At 62.4% G+C, this 23752-nt stretch carries 21 protein-coding genes and 1 pseudogene; 6 read left to right on the forward strand and 16 right to left on the reverse strand.

From position 1 onward, the window contains the following. Positions 1–19 precede the first annotated feature (19 nt). Both ACODSJ_RS03035 and ACODSJ_RS03040 read right to left on the reverse strand, forming a co-directional pair. A complete protein-coding gene (locus tag ACODSJ_RS03035; RefSeq protein ID WP_489100317.1) occupies positions 20–1030 on the reverse strand; it encodes an ABC transporter substrate-binding protein in 1011 nt (336 codons plus the stop codon). A gap of 171 nt (positions 1031–1201) precedes the next feature. Further along, on the reverse strand, positions 1202–1651 hold the full coding sequence (locus ACODSJ_RS03040; RefSeq protein WP_489100400.1) for a hypothetical protein: 450 nt from the start codon (positions 1649–1651) through the stop codon (positions 1202–1204). Positions 1652–2078: 427 nt separating this feature from the next. Here ACODSJ_RS03040 and ACODSJ_RS03045 point away from each other — a divergent pair, with 427 nt between their 5' ends. Further along, a complete protein-coding gene (locus tag ACODSJ_RS03045; RefSeq protein WP_489100318.1) occupies positions 2079–2315 on the forward strand; it encodes a hypothetical protein in 237 nt (78 codons plus the stop codon). 21 nt (positions 2316–2336) lie between these two features. Then, a pseudogene (locus tag ACODSJ_RS03050) lies at positions 2337–2462 on the forward strand (DUF2789 family protein); the annotation flags it as partial. A 73-nt stretch (positions 2463–2535) separates the two neighbouring features. Here ACODSJ_RS03050 and ACODSJ_RS03055 read toward each other — a convergent pair. The 10 genes from ACODSJ_RS03055 to ACODSJ_RS03100 form a co-directional block, all read right to left on the reverse strand. Continuing rightward, positions 2536–4140 (reverse strand): methyl-accepting chemotaxis protein, encoded by a 1605-nt coding sequence (locus ACODSJ_RS03055; RefSeq protein WP_489100319.1) that lies wholly within the window; start codon positions 4138–4140, stop codon positions 2536–2538. Positions 4141–4317: 177 nt separating this feature from the next. Next, on the reverse strand, positions 4318–4722 hold the full coding sequence (locus tag ACODSJ_RS03060) for a TraR/DksA family transcriptional regulator (protein WP_072396172.1): 405 nt from the start codon (positions 4720–4722) through the stop codon (positions 4318–4320). A gap of 326 nt (positions 4723–5048) precedes the next feature. After that, complete coding sequence (locus tag ACODSJ_RS03065) at positions 5049–6071, reverse strand: ABC transporter permease (protein WP_489100320.1); 1023 nt, start codon at positions 6069–6071, stop codon at positions 5049–5051. 143 nt (positions 6072–6214) lie between these two features. Next, positions 6215–7768, reverse strand: coding sequence for a sugar ABC transporter ATP-binding protein (locus ACODSJ_RS03070; RefSeq protein ID WP_489100321.1), 1554 nt, complete (start codon positions 7766–7768; stop codon positions 6215–6217). 67 nt (positions 7769–7835) lie between these two features. Next, complete coding sequence (locus tag ACODSJ_RS03075; protein WP_489100322.1) at positions 7836–8762, reverse strand: sugar ABC transporter substrate-binding protein; 927 nt, start codon at positions 8760–8762, stop codon at positions 7836–7838. 240 nt (positions 8763–9002) lie between these two features. Then, a complete protein-coding gene (gene iolG / locus ACODSJ_RS03080; protein ID WP_489100323.1) occupies positions 9003–10013 on the reverse strand; it encodes a bifunctional inositol 2-dehydrogenase/D-chiro-inositol 1-dehydrogenase in 1011 nt (336 codons plus the stop codon). A 42-nt stretch (positions 10014–10055) separates the two neighbouring features. Further along, positions 10056–11987 carry a 3D-(3,5/4)-trihydroxycyclohexane-1,2-dione acylhydrolase (decyclizing) gene (gene iolD / locus ACODSJ_RS03085; RefSeq protein WP_489100324.1) on the reverse strand — a complete coding sequence of 644 codons (1932 nt, stop codon included), beginning with the start codon at positions 11985–11987 and terminating at the stop codon, positions 10056–10058. A 68-nt stretch (positions 11988–12055) separates the two neighbouring features. After that, complete coding sequence (gene iolB, locus ACODSJ_RS03090) at positions 12056–12865, reverse strand: 5-deoxy-glucuronate isomerase (protein ID WP_489100325.1); 810 nt, start codon at positions 12863–12865, stop codon at positions 12056–12058. Beyond that, positions 12862–13755, reverse strand: a complete 894-nt coding sequence (gene iolE / locus ACODSJ_RS03095) for a myo-inosose-2 dehydratase (protein WP_489100326.1) — start codon at positions 13753–13755, stop codon at positions 12862–12864. Before iolE ends, iolB begins: the two co-directional genes overlap by 4 nt. A gap of 190 nt (positions 13756–13945) precedes the next feature. Next, positions 13946–15898, reverse strand: a complete 1953-nt coding sequence (locus tag ACODSJ_RS03100; protein ID WP_489100327.1) for a bifunctional 5-dehydro-2-deoxygluconokinase/5-dehydro-2-deoxyphosphogluconate aldolase — start codon at positions 15896–15898, stop codon at positions 13946–13948. A gap of 296 nt (positions 15899–16194) precedes the next feature. Here ACODSJ_RS03100 and ACODSJ_RS03105 point away from each other — a divergent pair, with 296 nt between their 5' ends. Together ACODSJ_RS03105 and ACODSJ_RS03110 are read left to right on the forward strand one after the other, a co-directional pair. Next, positions 16195–17115 (forward strand): MurR/RpiR family transcriptional regulator, encoded by a 921-nt coding sequence (locus ACODSJ_RS03105; RefSeq protein WP_489100328.1) that lies wholly within the window; start codon positions 16195–16197, stop codon positions 17113–17115. Positions 17116–17153: 38 nt separating this feature from the next. Beyond that, a complete protein-coding gene (locus ACODSJ_RS03110) occupies positions 17154–17765 on the forward strand; it encodes a glutathione S-transferase (protein WP_489100329.1) in 612 nt (203 codons plus the stop codon). Between the two features lie 155 nt (positions 17766–17920). On the opposite strand, the gene hcnC is transcribed toward ACODSJ_RS03110, so the two are convergent. Genes hcnC through hcnA form a run of 3 tightly spaced genes read right to left on the reverse strand, consistent with a single transcriptional unit; the run spans position 17921 to position 20902 of the window. After that, entirely contained in the window at positions 17921–19180 is a 1260-nt protein-coding gene (gene hcnC, locus ACODSJ_RS03115) for a cyanide-forming glycine dehydrogenase subunit HcnC (protein ID WP_489100330.1), read from the reverse strand. Beyond that, a complete protein-coding gene (hcnB, locus tag ACODSJ_RS03120) occupies positions 19173–20582 on the reverse strand; it encodes a cyanide-forming glycine dehydrogenase subunit HcnB (RefSeq protein ID WP_489100331.1) in 1410 nt (469 codons plus the stop codon). The genes hcnC and hcnB overlap by 8 nt, the downstream gene beginning before the upstream one ends. Further along, positions 20579–20902, reverse strand: coding sequence for a cyanide-forming glycine dehydrogenase subunit HcnA (gene hcnA / locus ACODSJ_RS03125; RefSeq protein WP_489100401.1), 324 nt, complete (start codon positions 20900–20902; stop codon positions 20579–20581). The genes hcnB and hcnA overlap by 4 nt, the downstream gene beginning before the upstream one ends. Positions 20903–21174: 272 nt before the next feature. Here hcnA and ACODSJ_RS03130 point away from each other — a divergent pair, with 272 nt between their 5' ends. After that, entirely contained in the window at positions 21175–21858 is a 684-nt protein-coding gene (locus ACODSJ_RS03130) for a response regulator transcription factor (protein ID WP_260954667.1), read from the forward strand. Further along, positions 21836–23221, forward strand: a complete 1386-nt coding sequence (locus ACODSJ_RS03135) for a sensor histidine kinase (RefSeq protein ID WP_489100332.1) — start codon at positions 21836–21838, stop codon at positions 23219–23221. The genes ACODSJ_RS03130 and ACODSJ_RS03135 overlap by 23 nt, the downstream gene beginning before the upstream one ends. Positions 23222–23467: 246 nt before the next feature. On the opposite strand, the gene ACODSJ_RS03140 is transcribed toward ACODSJ_RS03135, so the two are convergent. Further along, entirely contained in the window at positions 23468–23713 is a 246-nt protein-coding gene (locus ACODSJ_RS03140; RefSeq protein WP_489100333.1) for a DUF1652 domain-containing protein, read from the reverse strand. Positions 23714–23752 lie beyond the last annotated feature (39 nt).

A 23752-nucleotide genomic window follows, 5' to 3' on the forward strand; every position in this document is an offset into this window, starting at 1 on the left:
AAGGCTTTTCGTACAGAGCCTAGAGACCGGCGGCGACTTTGTCTGCCACCTCCTTGGGCAACCAGGCCTGCCAGACCTGAGGATGGTCCTTGAGGAACGCTTGCGCGGCCTCACGGGGCGGTGTGCGCTTTTCGTCCATCTGCGCCAGCGCCTTGTTCAGCGGCTCGATGGGCAAGTCGACCTTGCTGAAGAACTCGGCAATGTCCGGGTGCTGCTGTTGGAACGGCGCCGACACACCAATCGACAGTTTCGAAGCCAGCGAGCGGGTCGGCTTGGGGTCGGGGTTGTCGGCGTCGGTCAGGGTTTTCCAGGCCTGGGCGTCGAACGGCGGCTCTTGCAATTGCACCAGCTTGAAGCGCCCGAGCAGCGGCGTCGGCGACCAGTAATAGAACAGGACCGGTTTACCGCGACGGATCGACGAGGTGATTTCTGCATCCAGTGCCGCCCCCGAGCCGCTGCGAAAGTTCACGTAACTGTCGTCCAGGCCATAGGCCTTGAGCTTCTGCTTGTTGACCACCTCGGAAGTCCAGCCGATCGGGCTGTTGAGAAAACGCCCCTTGTCCGGGCTCTCCGGATCCTTGAACACATGCTTGTAGCGCGCCAGGTCTTGGACGCTGCGCAGGTCCGGCGCCAGGGGCTTGATGCCCTTGGCCGGGTCGCCCTTGATGACGTACTCAGGGACCCACCAGCCTTCTGTCGCACCCTTGACCGTATCGCCCAAGGCAATCACTTTGCCTTCGGCCTCGGCCTTGACCCACACTGGACTGCGCCCGGCCCACTCCTCGCCGATCACCTGGATGTCGTTGTTGGCCAGGGCGGTTTCCAGGGTAATGGTGGTACCGGGCAACGTATCGGTCGGCAACCCATAACCCTTTTCGACGATGATTCGCAGGATATCGGTGATCAGGCTGCCGCTTTCCCAATTCAAGTCGGCAAAGTGGATCGGTGCCGAGGCGGCCGATGCCGGGAATGAGGAAACCAACACCGCGAAGGTGGCCCAGGCAGCCAGCCACTGTCGAACTCGTTTCATGCTCTGCACCTCGTGCCAGTTACAGCCATGGCTGAACGGTCCTGCGCAACCAAACGCAAGTCCCTGAATTATTCAGTCCACTGACTGTAGCCGAGGTTCCAGCGAAGCCTTGCGAAACAGGCCAAAGAGCCGCGAATGCAGCTCCAGGTTCGGTTCACCGGCCCGAGCGGATCACTCGCTGGCCTTGAAGGTCACGAGCTCGCCCTTGCGCCACTTGGCCGCTTTGGCGGTGACCGCCTTGAGGGTCTTGGTCAAGCCCTCTTGCAACTGTTCGTTGGCGGCGAATACGGTCACCACGCTGTGGCCTTCCTTGAACAGGATGGCATGCCCACCGGTCGTCGTGACGAAGGCGTAGTCGCCCAGGCCATAAACCGTCAATTTGATTTCGCGAAAGCGGATCTCAAACTTGCCGCCCTCACGGCTCGGCAATACCGCTGCACGAAAGTGATCGCCGACCTTGAGTTCAAGCCTGGGCTTGTCATCCACCACCAACGCCGATTCGGTGTCGATTTCGGCCACGTAGATGCCTTCAGCGGTCTGCTCGGTGATGTAGACGAAACGTGACTGGAATTGCTTGACCAGTTTTGCCCGCAGATCACCCAGTACAAACAACGCATGCATGTCGAGATTACTTACTGCCAAGGAAACATCCCCATCTTTCTGAAAACGGCCCACTCCCTGGGAGGGACGGACCAAAAGAACCCGTGCCGACTGCAATGTCGCAATGGACCTGTCACTGAAATTCGAAGTGGGCAGCGCGCCCCATCCTGGACCCGAGCAGACTAAAGGTTGCCGCTCTTGCCGTCTTTCCCGGGGGGTCGTCAGAGGTCGAAGGAAAACGCCACTCTGCGTATCGGAAAAGGAGGACTACTAACTTTAGGGAAATTTCGTACTTAAAAAAGCATTTTTCTGACATCGAGCCCAAAAAAAATTGCTTTAGATAGGCACAGCCGTCCATACGGTGCTGCCGATTCTAGAGCAGCAGGTGCTGTGGAGACTACTCAAAGTATTCAGCAATTCATCGGTAAACCATAGAAAAGGACTTCAAATGGACACTTTCACAACCCTGGCTCAACCTGCTGAACCTTGCGTGATCGGAACAACAGAGCGCTTTGCCGGGATCGATTGCCTTCCTGTGGCGTTGATCCAGCCACGCTATCGGGTGGTTCTGGCCGGCAAATGTTTCTTTCACATCGAGGAAACATCGACTGGACGTGTAAGAGGTTTCCGCACCGATCACAACGAAGCCTGCTACCTGGCCAGGCGCCTGGAACGAAGCGCCTGAGGGCCTCGGGAACACCGGACCAAGCTGGTCGAGGCCGGCTTCTGGTCGGACCTGCAAAGGGAACTGCTCAGGGACGGGTTGTTGGCCGACGGTGAAGAGGCGGTGCTGGTGGACCAACTGAACGTGCGATTGCACGGCGGTAGGTAGCCTCAGCCACCGCTAATGACAAAGCAGCTTTTGTGGTGAGGGAGCTTGCTCCCTCACCACAGGGGCAAAGCGCCTAACGCGGCTTCTCCGGCTTGTACCCCAGCCGCAAGCCACCCCAATGACGGCCCTTGAGCATGATCGGCACGGAGAGGTCATGCATCAGTTCGCCGGTGTCGCGGGTGTAGGTTTGCAACAGCACCGGTTGTTGATGGCTGCCACAGCGAATCCCGGTGCGGTCGGAGAATTTGCGCTTGGTCCGGTTATTCAACGTGTCCACTTGAGGATCGCCGGTCAGCGGCTGGCTGAAGACCTTGTTGTGGGTCGGCACATAGCCCTGCTGGGTGCAGGCAATCGCAAACACCAGCCCCTCGTGCCGGGCCAGCAACGGTTCCTGGATCGCTGGCAGCACCTGGTCGGTGTAGCGGTCGAAACGGGTCTGGTATTTGGCCGGCTGGGTGTTGGGGATGACCTGGTAGTTGCGGTCGAACAGATCCTCCAGGCTGACACGCCCCTGGTCGATGTCGGCCTCGAACTGCGCGGCGATCTGGCTCGCCCCTTCCCGCGCCAGGTCGTAGACCCGTTGGTGATAATCGTCGAGGCCGACCTCGGCCAGGCGTTCGCTGATGGTCTCGGCCTGCCCTTCCATTTGCACGGCCGCCTCGGCCAGGCGCTGGGTCTGCTGGTCACTGATGGCCAGGTCGCTGCGCATCTGCTCGATGGCATGGAACAGGCTGTCGAGTTGTTCACGGTTGGTGTCAGTGCCCTGGGCGATGGCGCTGACCTGGGTTTCGACGCCGGCGGCGAGCCGGGCGATGTTTTCCAGGTGCTGGCCGGTGTGCTCGACCTGCTGCACGCCACTGTCCAGGTCAGCGGCCAGTTGGCGGATCTGCTCCACCACTTGGGCGGTGCGCTGCTGGATGTCGGCCACCATCACCCCGACCTCGCCGGTCGCCGCAGCCGTGCGCCCGGCCAAGCCCCGGACCTCATCGGCCACCACCGCGAACCCACGGCCGTGCTCACCGGCCCGGGCCGCCTCGATGGCGGCGTTCAGCGCCAGCAGGTTGGTCTGGCTGGCAATCGACTGGATCACCAGGCTGACCCGCTGGATTTCATCGCTGCGCACGCTCAAGGCTTCGATCAACTCACGGCTGTCGTTGGCGCGCTGGCTGAGCTGGTGCATGCGGCTGATGGACTCCACCAGTTCACTGCGTCCGGCCACGCTGCTGCGATGGGCCTCGCTGGCGGCACCCAAGGCCTGCTGGCTCAATTGGGAGGTGGCTTGTTCGGTGGCGATCATGGATTCGGCGTTGCCGACGATCTGCGCGGCCGCATCGAGTTGCGACTGGACCTTGCCGGCCAACTGCCTGACCGAATAAGCGACACCGGCCGCCGACAGCGCGTTATGGCTGGTGGTGTAGGACAAGTCGCGGGTCAGCTCGGCCAGATTGTCGGTCGTGGCTGCAGGCACCGTCGCCATGCGCGAGCGCAGGCGCGGCAACCAGACGATGAGCATGACCAGCGGCAGCCCCAGGTACAGTGACCAGCCGCCCAGCGTCATGCCGCACAGCAGCAATGCCAGGGCGAGACTCTGCAAGGTCGGCGTCAGCCAGCGCGCCGTGCTTTTTGTCCCAGGTACCGAGGCCGGCACCGCGCCCGCCAGCGTTCCGTCTGTCGCCATGTTCGTCACCCATATTCTCGTTGTTATGACCGCATTAAACGCCACTACAGAGCCATTATCCATGGTCCATTAGTCGCGTTCTTGCAGCCGCTCAACGGGCGCGAACGAAAGGCGCACAAAAGCAAAAGATCGCGACCTTCTGAAAAAAGGTCGCGATCTTTTGCGGAAAAGCGCGAATCAGGCCTGACGCTGGTGCTTGTCGATCTGCTCGTGACGTTCCTGGGCTTCGATGCAGTACTTGGTGGTCGGGCTGATCAGCAGGCGCTTGAGGCCGATAGGCTCGCCGCTGTCGTCGCACCAGCCAAAGCTGTCGTCGTTGATGCGGTCCAGGGCCTGCTCCAGTTGAGGCAGCATGCGCTGGTCGCGATCGATGGCGTTGACCAGCCAGGTACGCTCTTCTTCTACGGAAGCAGCGTCGGCCGGGTCAGCCGGGGAGTCCAGGCTCTCAATGGCGATTCGGTTCTGTTCGATGCGCTCGTGGGTTTCGACTTTCATGTTCTGCAACAGCTTGGTGAAGAAAGCCAGCTGCTCGGCATTCATGTAGTCATCCGCCGGCATGGCCAGCAACTTTTCCTTTGTCATTGATTTCTCTATCAAAAAACGTGCATTAAGGCGAATTATGGTGCGTCCCGCAGCGCCTCTGCCGCGCTCATCGGAAGGCGCTTTCTATTCCAAGCGCCACCCGGTACTCAATTTATGAGGGGCGGCAGTCTAAGGCCGAGTGGAGGCATCAGCAACTGAAAACATAGGGAAAATGTCTGACAACCCCTGCAAATGTTCTCTGACAAGCTTTCGGCGGTCGTCGGAATGCGTTTATAACAAGAAATTCGCCGTAGTGGCTGCATTTAGAAGACAAATGGCAACGCCGCGCGTATCAGGCGTGGCGCTTTGTCGCAGCCCAAGGGCCTTTAGCGCTTGAGTTTGCGTTTATTGCGGTACTGGTCGATCACCACGGCCACCACAATGATCAGGCCCTTGATGATGTCCTGGATGTAGGCATCGACGCCGACAAAGGTAAACCCGCTGGCCATCACCCCCAGGATCAGCGCGCCGATCACCGTCCCGGTGATGCGCCCCACCCCACCCGCCAGGCTGGTACCGCCAATCACCGCCGCCGCGATGGCGTCCAGCTCATAAGACATGCCCATGCCCGCCTGTCCGGTCGCGGCCCGCGCCGAGGCCACCACCCCGGCCAGCCCCGCCAGCAACCCGGCAATGCTGTAGACGATCACCAGATGCCGCTTGACGTTGATCCCCGAGGTACGCGCCGCCTGCATGTTGCCGCCGATGGCGTAGGTGTATTTGCCGTATTTGGTGTAGCGCAGCGCAATGTGGAAGATCACCGCCACCACCAGGAAGATAATCACCGGCATCGCACCGTGGCCGATGGCGGTGTAGGAATCCGACAGCATGCTCACCGGCTGGCCTTCGGTGTAGTAGCGCGCCAGGCCGCGGGCCGAGACCATCATGCCGAGGGTCGCAATAAAGGGCGGGATGCCGGTGACGGCAATGATGCTGCCATTGATCGCGCCGGCCAACAGCCCGACACCCAGCCCCGCCGCTACCGGAATCCACACCGGCAGGTCAGTCAGCGAGGGGAACACGGCCCGGGCGAAATCCGAGGTCTGGGCCAGGCTGGCCGCGATCATGGCGGACAGCGCCAGCACCGAGCCGGACGACAGGTCGATACCGGTGGTGATGATCACCTGGGTCACGCCAATGGCCAGCAGGCCGATGATCGACACTTGCAGGATCATCAGCACCAGGCGCTGGGAATTCATCAGGAAACTCTGGTCGCGCATGATCCAGCCGAACAGTTCGAACACCAGGCCAATGCCGATCAACACCAGGAAGATACTCAGTTCCGTCGGCAACCGTCGGCGCGTCCTGGTCAGTGCCGTTGCGGGTTTGTTTTCCAGTATTGCGTTCATAGCCACATACCTTTTTTATCGGTGGCGAGGGAGCTTGTTCCCGCTGGGTCGGTCCGACGCCTCGGGCGTAGCAGCCCCAAAACAGGGACGCTTCGCGCCCCAGCGGGAGCAAGCTCCCTCGCCACGGGAATAGTTGGCTGGCATCAGGCCAGGCCCGAAGCCAGTTGCATCACGCGTTCCTGGGTCGCTTCGCTGCGGTCGAGGGTGCCCATCAGTTCGCCCTCGTGCATGACCATCACCCGGTCGCTCATGCCCAGCACCTCCGGCAGTTCCGAGGAAATCATGATCACCGCCATGCCTTCGCTGGCGAGGTAGGCAATCAAGCGATAGATCTCGGCCTTGGCACCGACGTCGATGCCACGGGTCGGTTCGTCGAGGATCAGGATCCGCGGGTTGGTCATCAGCCAGCGCGCCAGCAGCGCTTTCTGCTGGTTGCCACCGGACAAGGTGTCGATGCACTGCTCCAGGGACGGGGTCTTGACCCGCAGCCTCTTGCACATGTCTTCACACAAGGCGCGCAGGGCTTTCTGCTGGATGAAACCGTTGCCGACGTAATGGGGCAGCACGGCCATCTCCATGTTTTCCAGCACCGACAGGCAAGGGAACAGCCCGCTGAGCTTGCGGTCCTCGGTCAGCAGGGCAAAGCCCTTTTCAATCGCCACGTGTGGGTCGCTGATGCGCACCGGTTGACCGTCCAGAAGGATCTCGCCCCCGGTGCAGGGGGTTACGCCAAAGATCGCTTCGGCCACGTTGGTCCGGCCCGAGCCCATCAACCCGGCGATTCCCAGGATTTCCCCGGCATGCAGGTCGAAGGACACGCCTGTGAAGACACCTTCCAGGCTCAGGTCGCGCACCGACAGCATCAAGGGCCCGATGGGCTTTTCCCGCTCCGGGAACAACTGGCTCAACTGGCGGCCGACCATCATCGAGATCAGGCTGTCGCCGTCCATGCTGTCGGCCCGTTGCAGGCCGATGTAGGCGCCGTCGCGAAACACCGCCACTTCATCGGCGATGGCGAACACTTCATTCATCTTATGGGTGATGTAGATGATGCCCTTACCCTGGGCCTTCAGGTCGGCGATGATCGAGAACAGGTGGGCGACTTCCGTCTCGGTAATGGCCGACGTCGGCTCATCCATGATCAGGATGTCGGAGTCATACGAGACGGCCTTGGCGATCTCCACCATTTGCCGCTCGGCGATACTCAGGTGACCCACCAGTTCCTCGGGATCGAGGTCGATGCGCAGGCGTTCCAGCAGCCTGGCGGTGCAACGATGCATTTCCCGGTGGTCGATCATGTGCAGGCCGTTGAGCTGCTCGCGGCCGATCCAGATGTTCTCGGCGATGCTCATGTGGGGCATCAGGTTCAGTTCCTGATGGATCATCGCGATGCCGGCCTGCAAGGCCGCCAGCGGCGTCTCGAACGTCACCGGCCGGCCCCGCAGGCGCAACTCGCCGGCGTCGGGCTGATGGATGCCGGCAATGATTTTCATCAGGGTGGATTTGCCCGCGCCGTTCTCGCCCATCAAGGCCAGCACGGAGCCGGGACGGACCCGAAGCTGCACATCGGACAGGGCCACCACGCCGGGAAAGCCCTTGCTGACATTGACGACTTCCAGCAGGTACGGTTCGTCAGGTATTACGTCCGGCCGGAAGGTCATCGCCGGGGCGCTCGAAGCAGTCGCTGAAGCGAACATGGTCAGGTACTCCCTCGACAAGGTCGGCGTGGCGACCTTGCCCGTTCGTTGTCGTGGGGGTGGGGCGTCACTTGAACTGATCGACGTTTTCCGGCGTGATCAGCCGATACGGCACCCACACGGCCTGCTCGACCGGCTGCTTCTTGACCATTTTCACCGCCGTGTCGATCGAGCCATCGGCCTGGCCCTTGGCGTCCTGGAACACCGAGACCGCCATTTCGCCCTTCTTCACCGCGTTCAAGCCATCCGGGGTACCGTCCACACCGGCAATCAATACGCTGCCTTTATCCTTGCCGGCCCCCTTGAGAGCCATGGCGGCGCCGATGGCCATCTCGTCGTTGTTGGCCACCACGGCATTGAACTCGCGGCCCTGGGTCAGCCAGTCGTTCACCAGGGTCATGCCCTTGTCCCGCAGCCAGGTGCCGGTCTGTTCCTGCTCGATCTTGATGTTCGGGTACTTGGCCAGCACTTCCTTGACGCCTTTGGTGCGGTTGGTCGTGGAGTTGTTGGCCAGGTCGCCCAGCAGAATCACGATGTCCCCCTTGCCGCCCATTTTCTCGGCCAGGTACTGCATCTGCATCCGCCCGGCTTCCAGGTCATCGGAGGCGACAGTCACCACGCCGGCGGGCAGTTTCAGGTCATCGGGACGACGATTGACATAGACCAGCGGGATGCCGGCGGCCACGGCGGACTTGGTGATGCGCTGGGTCGCGGCGGTGTCCACCGGATTGACGATGATGGCGTCGACCTTCTGGCTGATGAAGCTTTCCACCTGGCTCAGTTGCTTGACCACATCGCTACGGGCGTCCTCGAACTGCAAGGTGACGCCGTCCGGCAGGGACTTGGCTTTCTTGTCCATGGATTCACGCAGGTAGGTCAGCCAGGTGTCGTCGAACTGCGACATGCTGACGCCGATCTTCAGGTCCGCCAGGGCAACGCCGCTGGTGAACATCAACGACAGGGCCAGAGAGGCGATACGGGTCTTGGTCTTCATGAACGGTCTTTCTCCACATTTTTTGTTGGTTTTATGGATAAGGCGTGACGACGGAATCGACTCTATTAGAAATTATTTTCCATATCAATTAATTTTAGAATTTAAATATTTTTCAACCTGTCTCCTGTGGGAGCGAGCCTGCTCGCGATTGCGGACTGGCATTCAGCATCGATATAAACTGACCCACCGCTATCGCGAGCAGGCTCGCTCCCACAGGGAAATGTCCCACAGGGGAGGTGTTTAACCATAGAACCGCGGACGTTCAGGCAGTTCTACCTTGACGATCTGCCCGCTCTGCTGCGCCTGGATGCAGGCATCCGCCGCCACCGCCGCCGCGTAGCCATCCCAGGCCGAAGGCCCGCCCACTTGCCCGGCGCGCACGCCGTCGATGAAGGCCTGCAACTCGACGTCGTAGGCGGCGATGAAGCGGTCCTTCCAGTCCATCAGGATCGCATTGGACAGCTTGGCGCCGCTGCGCAGTTGCACCTGGGACGGTTCTGGCAGCTTGGCAATGCCCGTCTCCCCCACCACTTCGCACTGGATGTCGTAGCCGTACTGGCAGTTGACGAACACCTCCACGTCGATGCGCGTGCCACGGGCGGTTTCCAGCAGGACGATCTGCGGATCGCGCAGATGAGCCAGGGCCTTGCTGGTCTTGCGCGGGAACACCACCTGTACCGATACGTAATCATCGGCCAGCAGCCAGCGCAACACATCCAGCTCATGGATCAGGGTGTCGGTGATCGCCATGTCGGTCTTGTAGTTTTCTCCCACGCGAGGGTTGCGGTGGGCGCAGTGCAGCATCAGTGGCTCGCCGATCTGGCCGCTGTCGATCACCGCCTTCAGCGCCCGATAGCCTTCATCGTAGGGGCGCATGAAGCCGACCTGCACCAGGCGCTTGCCGTGGGCCACTTCGGCGTCGACGACATTGCGGCAACCCTGGGCCGTGACCGCCAGGGGCTTCTCGCAAAACACCGGTTTGCCGGCCGCAATCGCCGCCAGCACGAATTCCTCATGGCTCGGGCCCCAGGAGGTGACAAGAATCGCCTCCACGTCCGGCGCCTTGATCAACGCATGGCCGTCGGGATAGACCTCGGCGGCCAGCTTCAAGTCGGCCACCACCTTCGCCGCCTGGGCCAGGTTGATGTCGGTCACCGCCACCACCCGGCTGTTGAGCAAGGTCTGGCTGCAACGGCGAATATGGTCCTGGCCAATGGCCCCGGTGCCGATGACGCCCAGCTTCAAAGACATGTAGAACTCCTTTCGTTGGATAGAGCAACTAATACTGACGGGTCAATATTTACGAGCTTCGCCCAGTCGTTCGTTGAGTTTCCTGGCGGCCGCATCGGTGCGCGGGCTGGTGGAGACTTGCGCCACGCCGACCCGCCACCACGACAGGTAGCTGTGGATCATGGTCTTGGGCAGGACCTTGATGTCGATCAGCGTCGAAACCGTTTGCACGCGCGCATCGGCCAGCGCTGCGTGCAGCTCGTCGAGGGTCCGCACCGTGTAGGACTTGCAGCCATAGGCCGCCGCACTCATGGCGAAGTCCACCGGCACGAAGCCGCCATCGAGCTGGCCGGTGTCCGGGTTACGGTAGCGGAATTCGGTGCCGAAGCTGTCCATGCCGTTGCCCATCTGCAGGTTGTTGATGCAGCCGAAGGTCATGTTGTCCAGCAGCACCACATTGATCTTGCGACGCTCCTGGATCGAGGTCGCCAGTTCCGAGTGCAGCATCAGGTAGGAGCCGTCGCCCACCAGGGCGTAAACCTCCTTGTCGGGCTCGGCGAGTTTCACCCCCAGCGCCGCGTTCACCTCGTAACCCATGCACGAATAGCCGTATTCGAGGTGATAGGTGTTCACGCCCTTGCTGCGCCAAGCGCGCTGCAAGTCGCCGGGCAGGCTGCCGGCAGCGGCGACGATGATGGCGTCATCGGCCAGGGTTTGGTTGAGGGTGCCCAACACGCGACTCTGAGTCAGGCAGGAACCGGTGAGTTCGATGAATTCGCGAAGCACCGCCGGGTCCAGGTGGTCGTTGATTTCCGGGACGAAATCCCGGGCCTGGTAGTCGGCCTGATAGACCCGATCGACTTCGGCGTCGAGCTGGGCCTTGGCCTCGGCGACCTGCCCGCCCCAGTCGGCACGGTAGTCGCCCATCGCCGCCGACAGCGCCTCCAGGCCCGCACGGGCGTCGGCCAGCAGTTGCACGCCGTCGAGCTTCACGGCATCGCACGGGCTGACATTGAGATTGAGGAACTGCACCTCGGGATGCTGGAACAGCCATTTCGACCCCGTGGTGAAGTCGCTGTAGCGGGTGCCGATGCCAATGATCAGGTCGGCCTCCTTGGCCAGCAGGTTCGCCGCCAGGCAACCGGTTTCGCCGACGCCACCGACGTTCAGCGGGTGACTGGACACCACCGCGCTCTTGCCGGCCTGGGTTTCGGCGAAGGGAATGTCGAAGCGCTCGGCAAACGCCTGCAACGCCGCGTTGGCACCGGAATACCTCACCCCGCCGCCGCAAATGATCAACGGCTTGCGCTTGCCCTGAAGCAGCGCCAGCGCATCGCCGAGCATCGCGTCGGTGGCCGGGCGACGGTCGATGCGGTGCACGCGTTTTTGCAGGAAGTAATCGGGGTAATCGTAGGCTTCGGCCTGCACGTCCTGGGGCAGTGCCAGGGTCACCGCGCCGGTTTCAGCCGGGTCGGTGAGCACGCGCATGGCCTGGATCGCGGCGCTCATCAATTGCTCGGGGCGGTTGATGCGGTCCCAGTATTTGCTCACGGCCTTGAACGCATCGTTGGTGCTGATGCTCAGGTCATGGAACTGTTCGATCTGTTGCAGCACCGGGTCCGGCTGGCGACTGGCGTAGACATCGCCGGGCAACAGCAGCAGCGGAATCCGATTGGCCGTCGCCGTGGCGGCGGCAGTCAGCATGTTCGCCGCGCCGGGGCCGACCGACGAGGTGCAGGCGTAGATCTTGCGGCGCAGATGCTGCTTGGCAAAACCGATGGCCGCGTGGGCCATGCCTTGCTCGTTGCGGCCCTGATGAACCACCAGGTCGCCGCGCTCCTGCTCCAGCGCCTGGCCCAGGCCGAGCACGTTGCCATGGCCGAAAATGGTAAAGACCCCGGCGATGAATTTGCTCTGGACGCCATCGACCTCGACGTATTGGTTATCGAGGAATTTCACCAGGGCCTGGGCCATGGTCAGTCGTGTTGTGGTCATGCTTGCACCTTTTCAAACGCAAATCTGGCGGCTGACTCAAGCCCGCTCCCACAGGGGATTCTTTCGAGCTAGAGGTCCAGCAGCCAACTGTGCTGCGGATCGTTATGGAACTGCCAGGCTCGCTTGGGGCCGGCCATGACGTTCAGGTAGTACGACTCATACCCGTACGGCACGCTGACCGGGTGATAACCCTTGGGCACCACCACCAGGTCGCTGTTCTCCACCGCCATGGCCTGGTCGAGACTGCGGTCATCGGTGTAGACCCGCTGGAACACAAACCCCTGGGACGGGTTGACCTGGTGGTAATAGGTTTCTTCCAGGAAGCTCTGGTGCGGCAGGTCGTCGGTGTCGTGCTTGTGCGGTGGGTAGCTCGACGAGTGACCCGACGGCGTGCGCACTTCCACCACCAGCAGCGAATGGGCCGGTTCGCTGTCGGGCAGGATGTCGCAGACATAGCGGGTATTGGCGCCCTTGCCGCGCACACTGCGCTTCATGCTCTGCGGGTCGATCAGCCGAGGGCCGTAGGTGTTCTGGGCGGCGCCCGGCGCGGCGCACACCGCGACCTGCACATCGCTCAGGGCCGTTACCTGCGCCTGGCTGCCAGGTGGCAGGTAAGCGGCGTAAGGCGACTTGTCTTCGAACACCGACTGGCGATCACCGAGGTTGTCCCAGTCGAAGGCCCCCTGCCCCGGCGCCTCGCCCTTGAGGCTGATGCGACCACTGAGCAGCACCAGGCACAACTCCTTGTCAGCCGCGGCCACCGGCAGGGTTTCACCCAGGCTCAGGCGGTAGGCGGCAAACCCGACGTATTCCAGTTCGCCTGGGGGCAGTTGGACGATGTTTCGCCCGCTGGGATGGCTCTTGATCAACAGGCTCATGACCGCCCCCTTGCCTGCAGCAACGCCCGCAGGGTGTCGTAGCCTTTCTTGGCGTAGGCATAACTCGGCGCAACAGCCGGGTCCTGCTCGGCCTCGACCACCAGCCAGCCTTGATAATCGGCGGCCAGCAGCACATCGAGCAACGCGGCAAAATCAATGTCGCCATCCCCCGGCACGGTGAAAGTGCCGTTGATGATGCAGTCGGGGAAACTCCAAAGGTTGTTGCGCGCCAGTTGCACCACCGGTTTGCGCACGTTCTTGAAGTGCACATGGCAAACCCGTTCGATGTGCTTGCGCAGCACGTGCAACGGTTCGCCGCCGCCCATGTAGCAGTGGCCCGCGTCGAACAGCAAGCCGACCTCGCTGCCGGTCAGGGCCATCAGCTTGTCGATGTCCGTGGGCGATTCGACATAGGCGCCCATGTGGTGGTGATAGGCCAGGCGCACGCCTTGGGCCAAGGTAAAGCGCGCCAGCTCAGTGAGTTTTTCGGCGTAGGCTTGCCAGGCTTCGTCGGTGTGGAAACGCGGACGCTCGACCAGCGCAACGCGCTGGCCCTGGATGGAATCAGCCACTTCACCGTACACCAGCACGCTTGCTCCGTTCTGCGCCAGCAACTCGACGTGGCTGGCGATGGCGTCGATTTCCTCGGCCGCCGAACGCCGCGCCAGGCGACCGGAGTACCAGCCCGAGACCAGCGCCAAATCATACGGGCGCAACACGTCGCCAACGCCCTTGGCATCCTTGGGAAACTTGCCGTTGAGTTCAAACCCTTCGTAGCCGATGGCCTTGCCTTCGCTCAGCGCGGTACTCAGCGGCGTCTCGCCCCCCAGGGAAGGCAGGTCGTCGTTGCTCCAGGAAATCGGGTTGATGCCAATTCGAATAGCGGGCATGGCGGTACCTTTTTATTGTTGTCTCTAATATTCAACCGATCACCTGTGGCGAGGGAGCTTGCTCCCGCTGGACTGCGAAGCAGTCCCAAAGTCAGCCACCCCGATTCGACAGGTAAACCGCATCCATAGGTTTTGCGACTGCTTTGCAGCCGAGCGGGAGCAAGCTCCCTCGCCACAAAAGCCATGTACATCAAGCACGGGCAGCACGCCAAGCATCGATCAATTCCACAAACGTCCCCTGCACCTGCCGGATCAACCCTTCATCATCGATCTCCCCGGCCAGCCAGGCCCGGCTCGGTTCCTGGAGAATCGTGCGGCCCACGGCGAACCCGCGGCAGGTGGTGCTCTGGCTGGCCTGGCGGAAACCTTCTGCCAGCGCTGCCGGCGGCGCATTGAGCCCCAGCACCACCACGCCACGGCAGTACGGGTCGCGCTGCTGGATCAGCTCATCCAGTTGCCGCCATTGCTGCGCCGTCTGGGCTTCGATCTTCCACCACGCCGGGAAAATGCCCAGGTTGTAAAGGCGCTTGAGGGCGCGGTACAGCACGTCCGGGTGCGACGATGGATGATCCTTCGGTGGAATGACTTCCAGCAGCAACTCGTGGCCGCTGGTTTGGGAGGCCTTGTACAACGCCAGCAGTTGCGCCTCCTGCTCCAGGCGCAGCAGCGGTTCGTCATCGGGGTGAAATTGCACCAGGCACTTGATGATCTGTTCTTGAGGCCAGGCAATCAGCTGGCTGCCGATGGAACGGCCGTGTTCGAAAGCCAGCGGCCGTGAGTTCTGCACCTCCACCGGCCGCGCCACCCACCAGCCGCGCCCCGTGGCGGCGTTCAGCGCGTCCTGGCCGAAACGCTGGTCTGCCAACAGGCCGACGTCGGCCTCGATGCCCTGGCGGCGCAGGTCTGCCTCGACCCGTTCCACCGCCCGGACGAACAGTTGCTTGAGCGCTGCGATGCAAGAGAGATCGCGTCCGGCCTTGTGGGCCAGTTCCACCAGTTGCCAGCGATGATCGAACGCAAAAATGAACAGTTGCTTCCAGGCCTTGCGCGGCACACTCACCTGGTGCAGGCGTTGCAACACGAGATCCTGATCCGGTCGGGTGATCGACGCCGGGCTGTTGAATAGCGGGCTGTCGAACAGATAGTCGAGTTCGGCCCGGGTCGGCATCGCCGGGGCACAGGCGTGACGCGAGACCACCAGGGCGCCACAGGCATTGGCCAGCCGGCAGCACTGTTCATCGCTGGCCTCCTCCAGCCAACCGGCGAGAAAACCGGACATGAACGCGTCACCGGCACCCAGTACATTAAGGACCTCAACCTGCACGCCGGGATAGATCGCGCCGTCTTCAAGCCGGTTCGGGATGGCGCCATGGATCACCGTGCAGCCCTGCGGGCCAAGCTTGATCACCAGGGTCGCCGCCGTCAGTGAGCGCACCGTGCGCAGCGCGGCCAGCAGGTCATCGCTGCCGCCGGCAATGAGGAATTCCTCTTCAGTGCCGACGATCAGGTCAAAACGCGGCAGGATCGCTTGCACATGCTGGCTGACGTTCTGGCTGGCGACAAAACGGGTTTCACCGTCGGCCTTGCCCGCCAGGCCCCAGAGTACCGGCCGATAATCGATGTCGAGGATGCACTTGACCCCATGCTTGCGGGCATGGTCCAGCGCCTGGAGGCTGGCGTTATAGACGCCTTCGGTGGAGAAATGGGTACCGGTCACCAGCAAGGCCTTGCTGGAGGCAATGAACGTTTCGTCGATGTCTTCGGCGCGTAGCGCCATGTCGGCGCAATTTTCCCGGTAGAACACCAGGGGAAAGGTGTCGCGGTCCTTGATGCCCAGCAGGACCATGGCCGTCAGACGCTCAGGGTCAACCTTGATGGCACTGACATCACAGCCTTCGCGCGCCAGAGACTCCACCAGGAAGCGGCCCATGTGATCGTCCCCCACCCGGCTCAACATCGCAGACTTGAGCCCCAACCGCGCGGTGCCGAAGGCGATGTTGGCAGACGAGCCCCCCAGGTATTTGGCGAAGCTTGCGACGTCTTCCAGGCGCGCGCCGACTTGCTGCGCATAGAGGTCGACACCCAGGCGTCCCAGGCAGATCACATCCAATTGACGCCCACTGGCAAAACGAGTCTGGCCCATGCTGGCTCCTGTTATTTTTATCAGCCTGCGTCGCTGCCGGTGGCCGGCGCCAACGCTCTTGGTGGGGGCAGACTAAAACGAGCGGCAGCCAACAATCAATATTTATTCTATAAAATTTATATGTAGAATATTTTTTCCAATAAACTTATGACAGTGCATCGTTTCAGCATAGGACAGTGATCGCGCCCGCCCATGATTTTCCCCTCACCTACGCTGTAGACTGCGACCAGCCAACCTATTTGTCGGGGCCGACCGTTCTGCGGACGGCCCACAAGAACAAGCCAGAAGGATTTTCCATGACCCGCACCGATCTGCCGGCGCCGTCCGAGAGTACGTCCGAAAGCGCCCTCTCCAGCCCACCGATCAATGCCGAGCGTCTGCTGCAACTCATTAGCGACGAGTACGAAAGCCTGCCGCGCCAACTCAAGCGCATCGCCAGCTACATGAGCCAGCAGCGCGACCGGATCATGGTCGATCGCATCAGTGACATCGCCCGTGAATGCGAAGTGCACCCGTCGGCCATCGTGCGCTTTTCCCAGCGCTTCGGGTTCAGCGGGTTCAGCGAAATGCAGGCGCTGTTCCGCGAGGCCTATACCCACAAGACCACGCCGGTGCAGAACTACCAGCAGCGCATCCGCAGCATGATCGCCAACAAGTCGCAGAAAGCCAGCGGCGGCGACCTGGCCCGCGAGTGCGTCAACGCCACGTTGTCGGGCATCGAGCGCCTAGGCCTGGAACTGGACGACCAGGCGTTCGAAAAAGCCGTGGACCTGGTGGTCAATGCCGACAACATTTATGTGGTGGGCGTGCGGCGCTCGTTCGCAGTGGCCGATTACCTGGTGTACAACCTGCAACACACCAACAAGCGCATCCACCTGGTTTCCGGCCTGGGGGGTAGCTATCGCGAGCAGATGCGTAGCGTGCGGGCCAACGACCTGGTGATCGCCATCAGCTTCACGCCCTACGGCAAGGAAACCCAGCACTGCCTGCGCATCGCCCAGCATCACCAGGCCAAGACGCTGATCATCACCGACAGCAACCTCTCGCCCCTGGCCAAACGGGCCAACGCGGTGCTGCTGGTCAACGAAGGCAGTTCGTTCGCCTTCCGTTCGCTAAGCGCCACGTTGTGCCTGTGCCAGGCGTTGTTCATCGCCGTGGCTTACCGGCTGGAACTGAAAGTGGACGAAATCCATGAACAGGTGGGGTTCGAGGACTGACACCTGAGCACCCTGCCCGCATCGTTGAAGGAGGCACCATGAAACTGATCGGTATGCTGGACTCACCCTATGTACGACGCGTCGCGATCAGCGCCAAGTGCCTGGGCATTGCCCTGGAGCATGAATCGGTTTCGGTGTTCAGGCATTTCCAGCGGTTCCAGGGCATCAACCCGGTGGTCAAGGCACCGACCCTGGTGCTCGATGACGGCACGGTGCTGATGGACTCCACGTTGATCATCGATTACCTGCAGGCCTTGGCTGCGCCGGGCAAGAGCCTGATGCCGGATGACCTCGCACAACGATTGCGATCATTGCGCCTGATCGGGCTGGCATTGGCGGCCTGCGAGAAATCGGTGCAGTTGTATTACGAGCGCAACCTGCGACCGGAGCAAATCCAGCACGCCCCCTGGGTGGAGCGCGTGGAAGGCCAACTGGCGGCGGCCTACCGGATGCTGGAGCAGGAACTAGCGAAACAACCGTTGGACACCGACGGCACCCTCGATCAGGCGGGCATTACCGTGGCGGTAGCCTGGAGCTTCACCAACCTGGTGGTAGCGGACCAGGTGCGGGGCCAGTCATTCCCGTCGATCAGCGCATTCACTGCCTACGCCGAGGGGTTGGAGGCGTTTGTCAGTACGCCGATGCAATAGCGCCAAGTTCGGTTTCACATCCCCCTCCCGTGGGAGCAAAGCTTGCTCGCGACAGCGGTAAGTCAGCCTGCATCAATATTGAATGGGCTGCAGTCATCGCGAGCAAGCTTTGCTCCCACAGATGGCATTCACCATCCCCAACTCACTGGATTACCTCAAGCCAGCTCCTTCGCCTTCAGCTCATTGATGGGCGCCACCTCGAAGCGATCCGCCAGGAACGGGGTGATGTCCAGCGGCAACGGCTCGTCGTTCACCAACTTGTCCAACAACACCCCGGTGATGGCCGAGGTCAGGATGCCGGTGCGGAAATGCCCGCAGGCGTTGAGGTAGCCTTCCACACCCGCCATCGGCCCGAGGATAGGCAGTTCGTCGGGTGAGCCAGGGCGCAGGCCGGCCCAGGTCCGTTTCAGGTTGATGTCGGCCAACTGGGGAATACAACGCACCGCGCCCTGCACCAACCCTTCGATCTCGGGATAAGTGGTGGTCACGTCGAAGCCCTTGTCTTCGGTGGTACTGCCAATGAGGATTTCGCCGTTGTCTTTCTGCGCCACGTAGCAATCGCTGGTGGTCAGGCAGCCGTTGAGGATCTTCGGCATGCGCTCGGTCAGCAGGATCTGCCCCTTGACCGGCTTGACCGGGATCCGCACGCCGGTGGCCTGCTCGCTCAGGTCCGCCGCCCAGGCGCCGGCGGCATTGATCAGGGTCCGGCAAATGAAGGTGCCGGCCTCGGCGGTTTTCACCCCGGTCACCCGTTTTCCGCTGCGCAGCACCTCGGTTACGTTGGTGTTGAAGAACACGTCGACGCCGTTCTGCCGCGCGCCTTCGGTGTAAGCGTCGGCCAGGCGGAAGGGGCTGACCTGGTGATCGCAGAGAAACTCCAGCGCGCCCAAGGCTTCATGGCTGACCGTCGGTTCGGCCTCGCGCAGGGCCGCCTGGTCGAGCCAGCGCACCTGGTCGGCCAGATGGGGGATGCAGGCCACGATGTGCTCGGCGTACAAGCGGTCTTCGTCGTCGTAGATCACGAACTTGAGCCCGGTGCGCTCGAACTTGCAATCCATGCCATGGTTGTCCAGCAACTCGCGGTGCAACTGCGGATACATCGCGTTGGACTGCAAGGCAAAATCGAAGAACGACTGGGGCAGGATGTGCGGCGTGCTGGCGTCCACCGCCACGGCGGCGCCCTGGGTCTGGCGCTTGCGGTTGGCCGACATCATGCGAAAGAAGATCACCCCGCAACCCAGGCCCACCGACTCGCCGATGGCCCACAGGCCGCCGGCCGAAGCACGGCTGGCGTTGCCAGGACGCTTGGCGTCGACCAGGGCGATTTTCAGGTTCTTGCGCTTAGACAGTTGATAGGCACAGGCCGCGCCAATCACCCCGCCACCGGCGATGACCACATCGTATTGCTTAATCATGGGAAACGGCCTCCGTGCCGACGTGCTGGAACGCTGAAAAGGGAATCGGTTCAATGGGGAAGCGCGGTCGCAACCAGCCGACATCGGCACGCCCGGTGGCGGCGCGCAAGCGGTCGCTGCAATAGCCGACGCACATCCGCCCCTGGCAATCGCCCATGCTCACGCGGGTGCGCATTTTCAGGCTGGCCATGTCTTGCACGCCCTGCTCCAGGGCCCGGTCGATGTCGGCGCGGGTGGCGTGTTCGCAACGGCAGATCACCGTCTCGGCCGTCGGCAACGCGGTTTGCCCGGCACCGCGCTGAGTGTAGCGGTCCACGGCGGCGCGAAAGCGAACGATCCGCTCAAGCTGCGCCTGGTAGCGCTGGCGGTGCGCGAGGGCGGTGGCGGGATCGAGCACGTTGCGCTGCATCAGGATCGACAGCGCCGCGATGCGCCCGCTCAGCATGGCGGCTTCGCCACCGCGAATCCCGCCCATGTCGCCGGCCAGGTGAATGTGCGCCTCGCTGCTCTGTTGCCAGGCATCGGACACGGCGCGCAAGTAGCCATCCTCGCTGAAGCCGTGCTCCAGGCCCATCTGCTGGCTCAATTGGGTACGCGGGATAAAACCATAGCCGACCGCCAGGGTCTGGGCCGGCACCTGTTCGGCGCGTTTCAAGTCGGGCGCCCAATCGCTGGAATAAGGGGCGACGGTGACGGTGCTCAATTCATCCTCGCCGTCCGCCCGCACCACGCCCCAGCCATAGCGCACGGGAATGCGATTGAGCTTGAGGTAGGCCAGCATGCCCAGGCCGTCGAGGAACAGTTGCGGCTTGTTCAGCAAGGCCAGGCTCTGCCTGGCAATCTTGCCGAAGGCACAGGCCTCGTAGACGCCCGCCACCGCCACGCCCGACGCGTGCAACTGACAGGCCACCAACGGTAGCAACGGGCCGGTGCCGGCGATTACCACGGGGCTGGGCGGCTTGACCACCCCGCTCTTGATCTGCAACTGCAGGCCGCCGAGCATCATCACCCCCGGCAGGGTCCAGCCCGGAAACGGCACGCTGCGTTCATGACAACCGGCCGCCAGGATCAGATGGGAATACGCGACCTCGCCCAGGCGCTCGTCGGCGTCGAGCAGCACCAGCGAACGGAACCCTTCGGCACCGATGACGCGGTTGCTCAGCCGCACGTCGATCAACCCGGCGTGGCACTGGTATTCCCCGTGGAGTTTGTCCAGGGCTTCGCTGTAGCGCGGTCCCAGGTAGTCCAGGCTGACGCCATCGCGCAGCGGTCCGCGATACACCACGCCGCCGAGGCGCGGCGCCTCTTCGAGCAAGGTGCAGCGCACCCCGTGGGAGGCCAGCTCGATGGCTGCGGCCATGCCCGCCGGCCCACCGCCGACAATGACCGGATCGAGGCTCATGGCGCCTCCATTTCGGTCAGGCGATTGGCCCGGGTTTCGATCTGCATGCCAGGGCGCACCAGGGTCTGGCAGGCGCGGCGCTTGTGGCGGCCATCGATCTTGACCAGGCAGCACTGGCACACGCCCATGCCGCAGTACGCGCCGCTGATCCGACCGTGGTCGTTGCGGGCAACCTGGCGTTGCCCCAGGGACTGGATGACGGTGAGAACGGTTTCGCCCTGGGCGGCATTGACGGTTCGCCCATCCAGGCGCACCGTCATGTCGGCCTGGGTCAGTGGCTGGATATCGAATTTACGGCGTAGAGGGTCTTGAGGTTGCATCATGCAGCTCTTCCTTGAAAGTTCAGTGAGGTCTCGGCTCCTTGCGGCACACCATCACCGTTTCGCATCGAACCCCGACAGCGCGCCAAACAGGGGAGCAGATGCAGCATGATGGTGCGTATCAGATTTATGTTAGGGATTATTTGTGACCAAGTGTTGATCCAAGCCAGGAAATCCGCTCGCCGGCCAATGAACTTTTTTTCAGAAAGCCGACAGGTATTCTTTGGCAGAATGCTGCGCAATTGCTCTACTTTCCCAACAGGGTATCGCCCATGAACCGCATCCTGACCATCGAAGACGACGCCGTGACCGCCCGCGAGATCGTCGCCGAGCTGACCCGCAACGGCCTGAACGTCGACTGGGTCGATAATGGCCGCGAAGGCCTGGAGCGCGCGGTGAGTGGCGATTACGACCTGATCACCCTCGACCGGATGCTGCCCGAACTCGACGGCCTGGTGATCGTCACCACCCTGCGCACCATGGGCGTGGCCACGCCGATCCTGATGATCAGTGCCCTCTCCGACGTGGATGAGCGCGTGCGTGGCCTGCGCGCAGGGGGCGACGATTACCTGACCAAACCGTTCGCCACCGATGAAATGGCCGCCCGGGTCGAGGTCCTGCTGCGCCGCAACAACGGCGCCCGCGAGCCGGAAACCGTGCTGCGCGTCGCCGACCTGGAGTTGAACCTGATCAGCCGCGAAGCCAGCCGCAACGGGCAATTGCTCAGTCTGCTGCCCACCGAATACAAGTTGCTGGAGTTCTTGATGCGCAACAGCGGGCAGATCCTCTCGCGCATGATGATCTTCGAAGAAGTCTGGGGTTATCACTTTGATCCGGGCACCAACCTGATCGACGTCCACATCGGCCGCCTGCGCAAGAAAATCGACCCGCCGGGCCTGGAACCGCTGATTCGCACGGTACGGGGTTCCGGCTATGTCATTGCTGAACCCCGCTAAGGGCTGGCGCTCCTCCAGCAGCCGGTTGCTGGCGCTGTACAGTTCGCTGTTCGTGATCTGGAGCGCGATTTTGATGGGGGTGATGTACTACGAGGTATTCGGCTACCTCGACAGCCTGGCCAAGCATTCCCTGATGCAGCGCCAGCACCTGTTCGCCCGTATTCACGGCGATCAGTTGGAAGACGCCCTCATGGCCAGCCTGACGCTGGACGACCGAGGCGTCGATGCCTACGGCCTGTTCGACCCGCAGCTGCACCACCTGAGCGGACCGATCCAGCGTATCCCCGCCGACCTGCCGCTGGACGGCCAGATCCACATGCTCGGCGATTGCGTCGACTCCGACGACCCCGGCGTACCCTCCGACAGCTGCGATGCGGTAGCGACGCGGACCCAGGACGGCCGCTGGCTGGTCCTGGCCCGGGACAATGGCTCGCTGTTCGCCGTGACGCGCATCATTTTGCACGCGCTGTTCTGGGGCGTGTCGTTGACCATTTTGCCGGGGATCGCCGGTTGGCACCTGCTACGCCGCCGACCGCTGCAACGGATCCGCAAACTGCAGGCCAGCGCCGAAGCCATCGTGGCCGGCGACCTGACCCATCGCCTGCCGCTGTCGAGCCGACGCGACGAGCTGGACATGCTGGCAGCCATCGTCAACGCCATGCTCGAACGCATCGAACGCTTGATGAATGAGGTCAAGGGCGTATGCGACAACATCGCCCATGACCTGCGCACGCCCCTGACCCGCCTGCGCGCCCAGCTTTATCGCATCCAGCAGCAAGCGCCGGACGGCTCGCCCGAAGCCTTGCAGATGGACCAGGTGATTGCCGAGACCGACACCCTGATGGCGCGGTTTCGCGGCTTGTTGCGAATTTCCGAATTGGAAGACCAACAGCGGCGTTCAGGCTTCGTGCGCCTCGATCCGTTGCAGCTCTTGCAGGAGCTGCACGACTTTTACCTGCCCCTGGCCGAAGAAGGCGAACTGACCTTCACCCTGCAAGTGCCCGACGCCCTGCCCCTGCTCAACGGTGACCGGGCGCTGCTGTTCGAAGCGGTGTCGAACCTGTTGAGCAACTCCATCAAGTTCACCCCGCCGGGCGGCACGGTGATCCTGCGTGGCGTCGACCAGGGCGACAGCACCCGCATCGAAGTACTCGACTCCGGCCCGGGCATTCCGGAAGCCGAGCGCAAGGCGGTGTTTCGCCGCTTCTACCGCGCCGAAGGCAGCAGCCAGCACGGCGGGTTCGGCCTGGGCCTGTCGATCGTCGCGGCGATCGTCAACCTGCACGGCTTCACCCTGGAGGTGGGCCGCAGCGAACAGGGCGGCGCGCGGTTGGTGCTCGATTGCCGGGCGACATTGTTGTAGGCCCACTCTTCACCACAATTTCGGCAGCGTTCCCGTTCAAGCCTGTGTACACAAAGGCTCTTGTGGCGAGGGAGCTTGCTCCCGCTGGGCTGCGTAGCAGCCCCAAGCAAGCAGCATGCGGTCAGCCTGGAACACCTCGGTGGTAGATGTTAGGGCTGCTTCGCACCCCAGCGGGAGCAAGCTCCCTCGCCACAGGGGATGTGTTTGGCGCCCGGAGACGGGGGGCACATGTGAGCCTCTGATCACTCAGCACTCATTGCGATGCAACGGTGTGTTGTGCAGTTCATAGCGCAGTTCGTCGATCAACTTGGCGATGCTGTCTTCTGACCGGACACTGTCGACGCTCATCCCGCTCACCACCAGGTCCACCTCGCCGCTGTCACGGTGATAAAGGCGTACCGTGAGGGTGCCGTCGCCGTTGAGGCTGCATTCACAGGCCAGCGGTGTGAAGCTCTCTTCGAGGCGGGCACGCAAGGGGGCCAACTGAGTCATGCCTTGCACCTCGACGCTGACGTGGCCATCGGGCTGCTA

The organism is Pseudomonas sp. FG6 (genome assembly GCF_057809015.1).